The 12764-nt window shown below is 64.8% G+C and carries 13 protein-coding genes; 9 read left to right on the top strand and 4 right to left on the bottom strand.

Annotation, left to right across the window (positions count from 1 at the left end; translation table 11 throughout):
- Positions 1 to 3 precede the first annotated feature (3 nt).
- Both ACZ1JX_RS17370 and ACZ1JX_RS17375 read right to left on the bottom strand, forming a co-directional pair.
- Entirely contained in the window at positions 4 to 861 is an 858-nt protein-coding gene (locus ACZ1JX_RS17370; protein WP_465124739.1) for a hypothetical protein, read from the bottom strand.
- On the bottom strand, positions 858 to 1568 hold the full coding sequence (locus tag ACZ1JX_RS17375; RefSeq protein ID WP_465124740.1) for a CoA transferase subunit A: 711 nt from the start codon (positions 1566 to 1568) through the stop codon (positions 858 to 860). The genes ACZ1JX_RS17370 and ACZ1JX_RS17375 overlap by 4 nt, the downstream gene beginning before the upstream one ends.
- A 106-nt stretch (positions 1569 to 1674) precedes the next feature.
- Between ACZ1JX_RS17375 and ACZ1JX_RS17380 the strand changes: the two genes are divergently transcribed.
- Complete coding sequence (locus tag ACZ1JX_RS17380) at positions 1675 to 2547, top strand: LysR family transcriptional regulator (RefSeq protein ID WP_465124741.1); 873 nt, start codon at positions 1675 to 1677, stop codon at positions 2545 to 2547.
- Here ACZ1JX_RS17380 and ACZ1JX_RS17385 read toward each other — a convergent pair.
- Complete coding sequence (locus ACZ1JX_RS17385; RefSeq protein WP_465124742.1) at positions 2544 to 3188, bottom strand: HAD-IA family hydrolase; 645 nt, start codon at positions 3186 to 3188, stop codon at positions 2544 to 2546. The two genes, ACZ1JX_RS17380 and ACZ1JX_RS17385, sit on opposite strands and share 4 nt — an antisense overlap.
- Positions 3189 to 3336: 148 nt before the next feature.
- Here ACZ1JX_RS17385 and ACZ1JX_RS17390 point away from each other — a divergent pair, with 148 nt between their 5' ends.
- The 3 genes from ACZ1JX_RS17390 to ACZ1JX_RS17400 all read left to right on the top strand — a co-directional run bounded on the left by ACZ1JX_RS17390 (position 3337) and on the right by ACZ1JX_RS17400 (position 7673).
- Entirely contained in the window at positions 3337 to 4116 is a 780-nt protein-coding gene (locus tag ACZ1JX_RS17390; RefSeq protein ID WP_465124743.1) for a universal stress protein, read from the top strand.
- Between the two features lie 44 nt (positions 4117 to 4160).
- The gene (locus ACZ1JX_RS17395) at positions 4161 to 4613 is read left to right on the top strand and encodes a COG3650 family protein (RefSeq protein WP_465124744.1); all 453 of its coding nucleotides are present in this window, start codon (positions 4161 to 4163) and stop codon (positions 4611 to 4613) included.
- Between the two features lie 741 nt (positions 4614 to 5354).
- Entirely contained in the window at positions 5355 to 7673 is a 2319-nt protein-coding gene (locus ACZ1JX_RS17400) for a CDC48 family AAA ATPase (RefSeq protein WP_465124745.1), read from the top strand.
- 34 nt (positions 7674 to 7707) lie between these two features.
- Here the strand turns inward: ACZ1JX_RS17400 and ACZ1JX_RS17405 are convergent, their stop codons facing one another.
- Positions 7708 to 9030: a sensor histidine kinase gene (locus ACZ1JX_RS17405; RefSeq protein WP_465124746.1), complete on the bottom strand. Its 1323-nt coding sequence runs from the start codon at positions 9028 to 9030 to the stop codon at positions 7708 to 7710.
- 171 nt (positions 9031 to 9201) lie between these two features.
- On the opposite strand from ACZ1JX_RS17405, the gene rpmH reads away from it, so the two are divergent.
- From rpmH to yihA, 5 genes are read left to right on the top strand one after another with little or no spacing between them, the layout of a single operon-like run.
- Positions 9202 to 9336, top strand: coding sequence for a 50S ribosomal protein L34 (gene rpmH / locus ACZ1JX_RS17410; protein WP_039336437.1), 135 nt, complete (start codon positions 9202 to 9204; stop codon positions 9334 to 9336).
- A 37-nt stretch (positions 9337 to 9373) separates the two neighbouring features.
- Positions 9374 to 9775 carry a ribonuclease P protein component gene (gene rnpA, locus ACZ1JX_RS17415; RefSeq protein WP_465124747.1) on the top strand — a complete coding sequence of 134 codons (402 nt, stop codon included), beginning with the start codon at positions 9374 to 9376 and terminating at the stop codon, positions 9773 to 9775.
- Positions 9772 to 9981, top strand: a complete 210-nt coding sequence (gene yidD / locus ACZ1JX_RS17420) for a membrane protein insertion efficiency factor YidD (protein WP_084278662.1) — start codon at positions 9772 to 9774, stop codon at positions 9979 to 9981. Before rnpA ends, yidD begins: the two co-directional genes overlap by 4 nt.
- Positions 9982 to 10015: 34 nt before the next feature.
- A complete protein-coding gene (gene yidC / locus ACZ1JX_RS17425; RefSeq protein ID WP_465124748.1) occupies positions 10016 to 11818 on the top strand; it encodes a membrane protein insertase YidC in 1803 nt (600 codons plus the stop codon).
- On the top strand, positions 11815 to 12468 hold the full coding sequence (gene yihA / locus ACZ1JX_RS17430; protein ID WP_465124749.1) for a ribosome biogenesis GTP-binding protein YihA/YsxC: 654 nt from the start codon (positions 11815 to 11817) through the stop codon (positions 12466 to 12468). Before yidC ends, yihA begins: the two co-directional genes overlap by 4 nt.
- Positions 12469 to 12764 lie beyond the last annotated feature (296 nt).

Consider the following 12764-nt stretch of genomic DNA (forward strand, 5'->3'; position numbering starts at 1 on the left):
GGATCACTTGATGGGGGGCGGCGCGAGGAACCAGCCTGCGCCGATGAATTGCTCGAGCGCGATGGCGACCGGGCCATCGGGGTTGCGCAGATAGTCGAAGACCTCGTCGAAATCGGCCTTGCGATCGCCCGCGATGGCCAGCACGCACCAGTCTTCGTCGGCGCGGTCGAGGATCTGCTGCTTGCGCGTTTCACGGCGGGAAAGCAGCATGACCGGATCGATGCCGAGCGGGTCGAGGCCCGTGGCCTTGAGGAGCGTGGCGAGGCGCTTGGCTTCGGTATCGGGAAGCGAGGCGATCCACACCACGGCGGTTCCGGTGCCGCGAATCTGGCGCAAGTGGGAGGCAAGGCCCGGCGCGGGCGAGGGCGGGTCATCGAGATTGAAGGTCTCGCTGCCGGGATCGAGATCGATCAGAACCGCGCTACGCTGGTCGGCACAGGCGGTCATCTTCGGCACTTCGACGAGGCTGCGCTGGTCGAGCAGGGCGGAGGTGCGTGCCTTGCCGGTCTTGCCCGCTTCGGCCTGCGCAAGAACGTAGGCAGCCATGGCGGCGTAGGGATCGTCGGAGGATGCTTCCGGTGCGGGGACAGGGCTTGCAGCGTCGATGCTTGCAGTTTCCGACGGCGCGGGTTCTGCGGGTGTGGCCGCCGGGGCGAGAAGTGGCGGGGTGGCCGAAACGCCCTGGCCGACGGTCACTTCGGGTGCGGGCGCCGGCTTTGCCGGTGCGGGCTTCTTCTTGCCTTTGGCCACTTTGGTGCCGAGCGCGCCGGTAGCCGCAAGCGGCGCGATGGCCGCAGCGACACAGCCCGAAAGCTGCGTTGCCGCCAGCGCCGCCAGCAGGGGCAGCGCGCGCCTGATCACGCGGTTTCCCGCTCGCGCACGGTGCGGAACTCGATCTTCTTGTCGTAAGGCGCGCCGACGATCATGCGCTGCACATAGACGCCGGGCAGGTGGATGCTGTCAGGGTCAAGCGAGCCTGCAGGCACGATCTCCTCGACTTCGACCACGCAGACCTTGCCGCAGGTGGCGGCGGGCACGTTGAAGTTGCGGGCGGTCTTGCGGAACACGACGTTGCCGGTTTCGTCCGCTTTCCACGCCTTGACCAGTGAGAGGTCAGCAAAGATGCCGCGTTCGAGGACGTATTCCTGCCCGTCGAAGATCTTGGTTTCCTTGCCTTCGGCCACGAGCGTGCCCACGCCGGTCTTGGTGTAGAAGCCGGGGATGCCCGCGCCGCCAGCGCGCATTCGCTCTGCCAGTGTGCCCTGCGGGCAGAATTCGACTTCGAGTTCACCCGAGAGATACTGGCGTTCGAATTCCTTGTTCTCGCCGACATAGGACGAGATCATCTTGCTGACCTGCCGCGTGCGCAGCAGCTTGCCGATGCCTTCGTTGTCGATCCCGGCGTTGTTGGAAGCGAAAGTCAGACCCTTCACGCCCGAATCGCGCACGGCATCGAGCAGGCGTTCGGGAATGCCGCACAGGCCAAAGCCGCCACAGGCAATCAGCAGGCCATCGCGCAGCAGGCCATCGAGCGCAGCGGTGGCATCCGGATAGAGCTTCTTCGACATTCAGGACTCTCCCTCTTCGCCCCCCGATACGCCAATTCGCTTAGCACAGCTGACAAATTGAAAAGAGCGATTGTTTTTTATCACAATCGATAACAGTCTCTGATCAATGAAGCGCATTGCCCTCTATCACCTCGAAACCTTGCTGTGGATCGCCCGGCTGGGGACGTTCCGTGCGGCGGCGGAGCGGCTCAATACCACACAGCCTGCGATCTCTGCCCGCGTGCGCGAGATCGAGGAGCAGCTTGGCATCGCCGTGTTCCGCAGGGAAGGGCGTAACATGGTGCTGACCGCAAGGGGAAGGCGGCTGGTGCAGGAATGCGAGCCGCTATGGGCCGGATTCGAAAAGGCGTTGCTGACGGCCTCGGGCTTCGAAGGCGCGACCGGGGTGGTGCGCATCGGCAGTGGCGAGATTGCGGCGGCATCTTGCCTGCCGGGGTTCGTCCATGCGGTGGAGCGTGATCTTCCCGGCGTGACGCTGGAGTTGGAACTCGATCTTACAGCGCGCATGTTCCAGCAACTGCTGGGCGGGACGATCGATCTGGCGTTTCTGGCGGGACCGGTGGCGAGCCCCGGCATCCGCACGGCTCCGATCGGCGCGGTGGGGCTGGTCTGGGTGGCAAGCGCGGCGACGGCGCGGGCAGGGGGCTTTGCCAATTCGCTGCCGGTCTGGTCGATCCCGGATCACTCGCCGCTGCATGGCGTGACGGTGGGGTCGCTCGCTGCGCACGGGATTGTTCCGCGCTCGCTTGGCACATGCAACAACGTGCGGACGCTGATCGACATTTTGAGTGGTGGAGGCGGGGCGGCGGTGCTGCCCGAACCCATGGTGCGACCCTCGCTGGAGAGCGGTGCGCTGGCCGAAGTCCTGCCGCGTCCGGACCGGACGATCCAGTTCGAGGTAGCGATCCGCCGGACGGAGAGCGATCCGCTGGTGCTGGAACTGTTCCGGCGTGCGGGCGAGTTGCGGATTGATTCCTAGAAGGACAGGCCGAGCACCGCGCCGAGGTCTGCCAGCGCCTGTTCGCCGCTCGTCACCTTGATCGCCTGCATGCCGAGCATGGCGGCGGGTTTGCAGTTGATGCCGAGGTCATCGAGATAGACGCATTGTTCCGGGGCGAGGCCGAGGGCTTCGCACATCATCAGGTAGATGCGCGGATCGGGCTTGCGCACGCCGGCCTTGCTGCTTTCGATCACGTGTTCGAAGCGCGCGAAGATCTGCTCCAGCTCGTCGTGGGCGTCGGCGCTGCGGGCCATGCCTGCGCCGTGGCCTGCGGGCACGTTGTTGGTGATGCAGCCCAGGCGGTAGCCTTCGGACTTGAGCCGGTCGAGCGCTGAGACCATGGCCGGGCGGACGGCGCCTGCCAGAACGGCGAGGACCGAGGCACCGTCAAGGTCGTGGCCCAAGGCTTGTGCTTCGGCGCGGAACATCGTGTCGAAGGTGGCGCTGTCGATTTCGGCGCGTTCGAACAGGGCCCAGGCGTTGCTGTCGCCATTGCGGGCATTGACCGAGCGGATGAAATCGCGTGGCAGGCCGCGATCCGACTCGAGACGATTGAACGCCTCGAACGGGGAGGACGTGATGACGCCGCCGAAATCGAAAATCACCGCTGCGTAGGCCATCGAAGCTCCCGGGTTGTTCGTCGGAAGCCTTAACCGGCTGATGAAATCCGGCAAGCCTGTGATTTTGCCGGATCGATTTGACGCAGGTCATGGCGGGGCGCACGATTGGGCAGCAAGGTCGGCATATTGAAAAGACAGGAGGATCCCCATGCGCTCCATTCTTTGCCCGGTCGAAAAATCCGATTCGCTTGATGATCGCGTCGAAAGCGCGCTGGCTCTGGCCCGAGCTACCGGTGGCCACGTAACCTTTCAGGTCGCCACGCCCTTTGCGCAGATGGCGGCATGGGAGCCGTTCGGCGGCGCGGCGCTCTCTGCCGCTGCGATCAACGAGGCACGCGAGCGTGACGAGCAGTTCGCGGCCGAGCTGGATGCGCGACTGGCGCCGCAGGACGTGCCGTTCGACGTCGAGATCGACGACAACGGGCGCGTCGAGGCGGCCGCAGCCGCGGCGCGCTTTGCCGATGTGCTGGTGGCGAGCCTTGACGATCCCGCACTGGAGGAACTGGTGCTCGGCGTGCGCAGCCCGGTGCTGGCGGTGCCGCGCGGGGTCAAGGCTCTGTCGTTCGACCGTCCGGTGCTGATCGCCTGGGACGGCGGGCACGAATCCGCCAATGCCCTGCGCGCAGCCTTGCCACTGCTGGCCAAGGCCCCTGCGGTACACATCCTGACGGTGCGCGAGAAGAGCGACGATTTCCCGGCAACCGGCGCGGCCTGCTACCTTTCGCGGCACGGCATCCATGCCGAGGTGCACGAGCAGGAACGCAACGGCTCGATCGCATTCACCATCGAAGAGTGCGCGCGCGGGCTTGGTGCGGGGCTGATCGTGATGGGCCTGTTCGGCCATAGCCGGTTGCGTGAGCTGCTGATGGGCGGCGTATCGCGCGAGATGCTCGACCGGTCGCAGATACCGCTGCTGCTGGCGCATTGACACTTGGCGCGACGGATGGCGCGGCAGAGGGTAGGGGTATGTCCATGTCCCTACCCCGGTACTTCCGAATCCTGCCCGGACTCGTCCTTGCGATAGCTCCGGCTGTGCTGCTGGCGGGGTGTTCGCAGCCTTCGCCTGTCGAGCCGACGGCAGACGCTTCGGCGCTAGTGCCCGAGCCATCCGCGAGTGTTGAAAACGGTGGCGTTGCTGCTGTCCCCGAGTCGTTCAGGGCGATCGGCACCGAGCCGTTCTGGTCAGCGAAAGTGGACGGCGGGACGCTGACGTGGTCGACGCCCGAGCAGCCTGACGGGGTGGCGTTACCGGTCAGCCGTGTCGAAAAAGATGGAGCGACGATCCTTGAGGGGCAGCTTGCGGGGCGGACTCTGAGACTGGAAGTCCGCTCCGGCGCATGCTCGGACGGCATGTCGGATACCGAATACCCACTTTCCGTAACGCGCCGGATCGGGGCTGATGTGCAGCGGGGATGTGCCCGCTGACTGTGTACAGAATCGGCTTGTGCGACGCACCATCCCGATTCGCAACCTAGTCCTGCAAACAATTGCCAACGGAACGGATACGTCTTGTTGCGGATGAAACAATCATGAAATCCTTATATTTCATGCGTTTGAACTGCAAGTTGCAAAAATTACAACCAATTCAGATCATTTCGCAATTGCACAATTCCTGGGTGCAGTGCATACAGAACCTGCCTTTCAGGCATCCTCTCCCAAAACTTTCCGACCCGGCGGGTAACTGCCGGGTCTTTTTTTGTCTGCGCTTCGGGCGATAGGCCCGGGAGGTCTGTGGTGCCCTTGCTTCCATGTCAGTCTCGTCGCCCCCACGCGGGCTGGATCCCCTGACGTCGGGTGTGAAGCGAGGTCGGGCTGCGGTTGCGACCTCATGGATCCCGGCCTTCGCCGGGATGACGCGGGAGGGATAGAGGGAAGTTGCAAGGGAACGGCTGGTCGACAGAGCTTCACCAGCCCACCATCGTCGCCCCGGCGAAGGCCGGGGTCCACAACCTTTCGGAACGCACCGCGATTGCGTTTCAACCAATGCCCTTGGCTTCCAGCCTTCGCCGGGATGACGCAGGTCCGGGCGGCTTGGTCGGAGGTTCGCAGTGTGCAGGCGGGGAGCGATCCTTCTCGCAACCTTCCCGGCAGTCCCGCGTTTGAAATCCCGTGCGGCGGTTCCCACATCGGAAATCGTCTATCATCCAAGGGGATTTCTCAAAGCTCATGGCAGATGCGGCAACCGAAGCCCGGACCGAGGGGCGCAATGTGCGCCTGCAGGTGGCCGGCGCACGTCAGGAAGAAAGCGGCCACGGCATTGCCCGCATCAGCAGGCACGTGATGTCGCAGCTCGGCGTGACCGAGGGTGACGTGATCGAGATCGTCGGCAAGCGTTCGACTGCGGCGCGCGTGATCCAGCCCTATCCCGAGGATGAGGGACTCGAACTGATCCGGCTAGACGGGTTGCAGCGCGCCAATGCCGATGTCGGCTCGGGCGAGCACGTCGAAGTGCGCAAGATCGATTCGCGCCCGGCGCAGCGCGTGGTCTTTGCGCCTGCCCAGAAGGACTTGCGCCTGCAGGGACCGGCGGTTGCGCTGAAGCGCAACTTTGCCGGGCGTCCGCTGGTGACCGGTGATCTGGTGGCAACGGCGGGGCAGCAGCAGGTCAGCCGCTCCGACATGCCGCCACAGCTGCGCCAGATGCTCAATGCACCGGCCTTTGCGCTGACGCAGATCCGCCTGACCGTGGTTTCGACCAGCCCCAAGGGCGTGGTGCACATCGACGAGAATACCGAAGTCGAGCTGCGCCCCGAGTACGAGGAGCCGCGCTCGAGCCGCGCCGACGTCAACTATGACGACGTGGGCGGCATGGGCGATACCATCCGCCAGCTGCGCGAGATGGTCGAACTGCCGCTGCGCTATCCCGAACTGTTTACGCGGCTCGGCGTCGATCCGCCCAAGGGGGTGTTGCTCCATGGCCCGCCGGGCACCGGCAAGACGCGGCTGGCGCGTGCTGTCGCCAACGAAAGCGATGCTTCGTTCTTCACCATCAACGGCCCCGAGATCATGGGATCGGCCTATGGCGAGAGCGAGAAGCGGCTGCGCGAGGTGTTCGAGGAGTCGACCAAGAACGCGCCTTCGATCATCTTCATCGACGAGATCGATTCGATCGCGTCGAAGCGCAGCGAAGTGCACGGCGAGGCGGAAAAGCGGCTGGTTGCGCAATTGCTGACGCTGATGGACGGGCTGCACAGCCGGTCCAACCTTGTCGTGATCGCGGCGACCAACCGGCCTGACGCCATCGACGAGGCGCTGCGCCGTCCAGGCCGGTTCGACCGCGAGATCGTGGTTGGCGTGCCGGACGAGAGCGGCCGCCGCGAGATCATCGGCATCCACACCCGCGGCATGCCGCTGGCCGAAGATGTCGACCTGCAGGAACTGGCACGCACGACGCATGGCTTTGTCGGGGCCGACCTTGCCGCTTTGGCACGTGAAGCCGCGATCGAGGCAGTGCGCCGGATCATGCCGCAGCTCGATTTCGAGCAGCAGACGATCCCGCAGGACGTGCTCGACAATCTGCGGGTGGAGCGTGACGACTTCCTCCAGGCGCTGAAGCGCGTGCAGCCTTCGGCGATGCGCGAAGTCATGGTGCAGGCGCCGACTATCGGCTGGGCCGACATTGGCGGGCTGGACGATGCGCAGGACAAGCTGCGCGAAGGCGTGGAACTGCCGCTGAAGAACCCCGAGGCCTTCCACCGCCTTGGCATCCGTCCGGCCAAGGGCTTCCTGCTCTATGGACCGCCGGGCACGGGCAAGACCCTGCTGGCCAAGGCCGTGGCGAAGGAAGCGGAAGCCAACTTCATCGCGATCAAGTCGTCCGACCTGCTTTCCAAATGGTATGGCGAGAGCGAGCAGCAGATTGCGCGCCTGTTTGCCCGCGCCCGTCAGGTCGCGCCTTGCGTGGTGTTCATCGACGAGATCGACAGTCTCGTTCCGGCGCGCGGCAGCGGGCAGGGCGAACCCAATGTCACGGCGCGGGTGGTCAACACCATCCTGGCCGAGATGGACGGACTGGAGGAACTGCAGTCGGTCGTGCTGATCGGGGCGACCAACCGGCCCAACCTTGTCGATCCGGCGCTGTTGCGGCCCGGTCGCTTCGACGAGCTGATCTATGTCGGCACGCCGAGCATGGAAGGGCGGCAGCACATCCTGGGAATCCACACCCGCAACATGCCGCTGGCAGATGATGTGGATCTGGGGCGGATCGCCCGCGAGACCGAGCGCTTCACCGGGGCCGATCTGGAAGACGTGGTGCGCCGCGCAGGCCTTAATGCCATTCGGCGCGCAGGCGGCAATGTCGATCAGGTCAACGGCGAGGACTTCTCCAAGGCGCTGGAAGCATCACGCGCGACGGTGACCGAGCAGATGGAGGAGGAATACGGCCGGATGAAGGGCGAGCTCAAGAAGCGCGCGATGAATCCGGGACCGCTTGGCTTCATCACGCCGGGCATGGTCACGCCCTTGCGGGAATCCAAGCACGGGTGATGCTGAGCTTTGGCGGGGAGGCGGCTGATAGTTTTCAGGCCTCCCCGCCGTCCAGCGTGAAGTCCATCTCCACCACGATACCGTGTGGTTCGAAGCGGCGGACGATGGTGCCGCCAAGCTGGCGTTCGGACGAGCGGATCAGGGCAGAGCCGAAGCCCTCGCGGCCGGGTTCGGAATGCGCGGATGTTTCGGTCGCGCCGATTTCCTCCCAGATAACTTTGGCGCTGTTGTCCTCCCGCTCCCAACGCACGCGGAGCAGGCCGCCGGGAGCCGACCACGCGCCGTATTTCACGGCATTGGTCGCCAGTTCGTGCAGCACCAGTCCCAACGGCACGGCATGGCGACCGGGGAGATTGAGCGTGCCCCCGTCGAGTTCGCACTTCTCTGTCGAGGAGCGGTAGGGCGCGATGACCTTGCCGATCAGTTCGGCAAGATCGACCGTCTGGTCCTGTCCGGCGCCTTGGGTGACTTCGTGCGCCGTCACCAGCGCATGGATGCGCTTGGCGATGCGGTCGACGGCAGGCGCGGCCGCGGTATCGCCGCGCGCGCTCATCTTCACGATGGCGAGGATCACCGCGAAGAGGTTCTTCACGCGGTGGTTGAGTTCCTTGGCGAGAAGGTCGGCCCGGTCGCGCGCTTCGGCGATCGCCGCTGCGCCTTCGGCCAATGCTTCGGCTTCGGCCTTGCGAATCGCCTGCCACAGCCCGAGCGCGAGCGCGCAGACGATCACCACGAACAGGGCTGCCAGCGAGGGCAGGATGCGCGCTTCTGATGCTGCTGCGCGTTGCACGGCTTCGTCCAGTCGGGCGCGCTCGATGGTCTCGAGCCGGGATACGGCCTTGCGCAGCCCGTCCATGGCCAGCTGGCCTTCGTCGGACAGGATGCGCGCGTGCGCATCGGGAATCCGGCGCTCGTCGACCAGCGCGACGACGCCTGCCATCTCGGCCCACTTGGCATCGCCCAGCCGCGCGATGTCGCCGAGCAGTTCTGCCTGATCGTCGGGCAGGGCATCGCCCATCTGCTGTCGCAACTGGGCGAGTTCGGCCACGTAGCGCGCCTGGCCATCGCGGAACGGGGCGAGATAGCGGGTGTCGCTGGTGATGAAATAGCCGCGCTGGCCGGTTTCGCCACTGATCGTGGCGCGCACGATCTCGTCAAGCGAGGCGAGGATCGCGCTGGTCCGCGCCGCCTGCTCGCGCTGCGTGCGTTCGGCCTCGACGGTGGCGATGATCAGCGCGAATGTGCCGAGCAGCGCCAGCGCCACGACGGCGAACAGCGCCAGCGTGGGAATCCGTGGCGCTCTCTGCCACCAGTGCAAGCGCCCCTCCGGCAGCCGGGATTCGGTTTCCCTTTTCATCGCGCGTGCCTAACCGCTAAGGCGAGCATGGGCAACGTATTGAAGCTATTGCCGCTTTGCCTGCAGGGTTGACGCAATTGGCCTTGTCGCCTATCGGCCACCCCCTGATTCCGGCGCTTTGCTTTCCAAGGCGAACGCCCGTCCACAGATTCGATATAGAAGAGAAAAGCCATGAAGCGCACTTTCCAGCCCAGCAACCTCGTGCGTGCCCGCCGTCACGGCTTCCGTGCCCGCACCGCCACGGTCGGTGGTCGCAAGGTTCTTGCCGCCCGCCGCGCGCGCGGTCGCAAGAAGCTGTCGGCCTAAGCCTTCCAGCATAGCTCCGGTTCCGGCGAAGGCGGGGATGACCCGAATCGCCACCATCCGGAAACGGGCAGACTTCGTTGCTGCCAATCGCGGAATCCGGGTCGCAAGGCCCGGATTCGTGCTGTTGGTCAACCGCGATGTCGTTTCGGCTGAGGAAGCCGACCTGCGCTTTGGCGTGACCGTCACCAAGAAGATCGGCAACGCGGTTGTCCGCAACCGGATGAAGCGCCGCTTCCGCGCCCTGCTGCGCGAGGCACTGCCAACAGGCGGCATCCCCGGCGCAGACCATGTGATGATCGGCCGCGAAGGCGGGGTGGAGCGCGATTTCGCCCTTCTGCGCGACGAACTCGCCGTTGCACTGTCACGCGCTGCTGCAGGCAAAGGCGATCCGCCGAGGAAGCGTGGTGGCGCTCGCACTAACCATGGCAGGGGCAAGTGAAGCGCCTGCTCATCCTCATCGCCCGAGGCTGGCAGCTTGGCCCTTCGCGCGTGCTTCCGCCCTCGTGCCGCTACAGCCCTTCATGCTCGCAATATGCGATCGAGGCGCTGGAAAAGCATGGCGCGATTAAGGGTGGCTGGCTTGCGGCGAAGCGGCTATTGCGCTGCCATCCATGGGGTGGGCACGGTTATGATCCGGTGCCCTGACTCACACGACTTCAAGATCTAGGACGCGAACACGGTGCAGAATCAGCGCAATGTCATAATGGCAGTGGTCCTTACCGGCCTGCTGCTGATCGGCTGGGAAGCGGCCATGCGCTGGTTCTATCCGGAGCCGGCCGTCAAGCCGCAGGCCGTGGCCACGGCACCTGCCACGACTGACAGTGGCTCCAAGCCCAAGGCCACGCGCGAAGGCGGCTTGCAGAACGCGGCTGACGTTGCGCTGGAAAAGAAGGATCTGGCGCAGGAACTCGCCGCCGGTCACCGTGTGCCGATCGATGCGCCGGGCCTCAAGGGTTCGATCAATCTCAAGGGTGCGCTGCTCGATGACGTGTCGCTCGTGCGGCATCGTGAGAGCGTGGACAAGAACAGCGCGCCGGTTCGCCTGTTCTCGCCCGCCGGAACGCCCGCGCAGCACTTTGCCCAGATCGGCTGGGTCGGCGAAGGCATTGCCGCGCCCGACGCCAACACGATGTGGACGGCCGATGGCGCGAAGCTGACGCCGCAAACCCCGATCACGCTGCGCTGTACCAATCCCACCGGCCAGACCTTTGCGATCAGGTACGCCATCGACGCCGACTACATGATCACCGCAACGCAGAGCGTGGCGAACACCGGGGCAACCCCGGTGGTGGTTAAGCCTTTCGCGCTGGTCAACCGCACTGACAAGACTGCCAGCCTCGATACCTGGCAATTGCACTCCGGGCCGATTGCCGCGCTTGATGGGTCGGTGACGTTCGACAACAACTATTCGACCGTCACCGAGGCTCCGGGTCAGGCCGTCGCGCTGAAAGGTGCGGCCAACTGGATCGGCTTTACCGACATCTACTGGCTCTCGGCGCTGATTCCCGATGGCAAGGTCAAGACCGAAGCGGCGTTCCGCTCGCTCGGCAATGGTGTGTTCCGCGCTGACCTGATCTATCCCAGCGTGTCGATTGCGCCGGGCAAGGCGCAGGAGCAGTCCGTGCGGCTGTTCGCTGGCGGGAAGGAAAACGCGGTTCTCGAGAAGTACGAGGCAGCAGGCGTTACGAATTTCAGCCTGTCTATCGACTGGGGCTGGTTCCGCTGGTTCGAAAAGCCGATCTTCTGGCTGCTCGATTCGCTGTTCAAGCTGGTCAAGAACTTCGGCGTAGCGATCATCCTGCTGACGCTGATCGTGCGCGGCGTGATGTTCCCGATTGCCCAGCGCCAGTTTGCCTCGATGGCCGCCATGCGCGCGCTGCAGCCCAAGATGAAGGCGCTGCAGGAACGCTACAAGGACGACAAGCAGACGCAGCAGCAGAAGATCATGGAGCTGTACAAGACGGAGAAGGTCAATCCTCTCGCCGGCTGTCTGCCCATGTTCCTGCAGATCCCGGTGTTCTTCGCGCTCTACAAGGTGCTGACGCTGACCATCGAAATGCGTCACCAGCCCTTCGTGCTGTGGATCAAGGACTTGTCCGCGCCCGATCCGCTGCACGTGCTGAACCTGTTCGGCCTGCTGCCGTTCACGCCGCCCAGCTTCCTTGCGATCGGCGTGCTGGCGATCCTGCTCGGCATCACCATGTGGCTGCAGTTCAAGCTGCAACCCGCCGCAATGGACCCGGCGCAGCAGCAGGTCTTTGCGATCATGCCGTGGATGATGATGTTCGTGATGGCCCCGTTTGCGGCAGGCCTGCTGATCTACTGGATCACCTCGAACATCCTGACCATCGCGCAGCAGAAGTATCTCTACAGCCGCCACCCGCAATTGAAGGCCCAGGCCGACAAGGACCAGATCGACGTGGACCGTGTGGTCACGCGCGAGCAGAAGTCGGCTGCCAACCGGAAGCCGAAAACGCGGTGACACCTGAAGAACAAGCTGCCCACGCCGAACTGGTTGAACAGGCGCGCCTGCTCTTTGCGGGGCGCGTCGAGTTCATCAAGTCGGCCCCGGCGCTCAAATTCCTGCCCGATCCGGACGTGCCGGAGATTGCCTTTGCCGGGCGTTCCAACGTCGGCAAGTCGTCGCTGCTCAATGCACTGACGGGCCGCAAGTCGATTGCGCGCACCTCGGTAACGCCGGGGCGCACGCAGGAGCTGAACTACTTCGAAGTGGGCGAACCTACGCGCCTGCGTCTGGTCGACATGCCGGGCTACGGCTTTGCCAAGGCCCCGCCCAAGGTGGTCGAAACCTGGCGGCGTCTGGTGCGCGATTTCCTGCGCGGTCGCGTCGTGCTCAAGCGCACCCTGCTGCTGATCGACAGCCGCCACGGGGTGAAGCCGGTTGACGAGGACATGATGCAGATGCTCGACGAAGCGGGTGTCGGCTATCGCGTGGTCTTGACCAAGGCGGACAAGATCAAGGCGAGCGAACTGGAAGCGGTAACCGCCGCCACCATCGCCGCCGCGCGCAAGCGCACCGCCGCTTACCCCGAGATCATCGTCACCTCTTCAGAAAAGAAGATGGGCATCGAGGATCTGCGGGCTGCCGTGCTGCAGGATTCGCTGGTCTGACCTGCGCGGGCCAGCCATCCAACCGGTAGTACCTCTCGTTCGTCGCCCCGGCGCAGGCCGGGGCCCATTAGCTTTCGTCAAGATGTGCCGTTGCGCGTGCGGACAAGCGTCGTGGGCCCCGGCCTGCGCCGGGGCGACAGGGTTGAGGCGGTTGGCTAGTCTGTTGCTGCAAGACTGTTGAATGCATCACCCCGGCGAAGGCCGGGGTCCATGAGGTATCGTCAGGCTCTGACGTTGCGTGTGTACGGAGGCGTCATGCGTCCCGGCCTTCGCCGGGATGACGTGGAGTTGAGGAG

The sequence above is a fragment of the Novosphingobium sp. BL-A-41-Hi4A-0G genome (genome assembly GCF_055521735.1).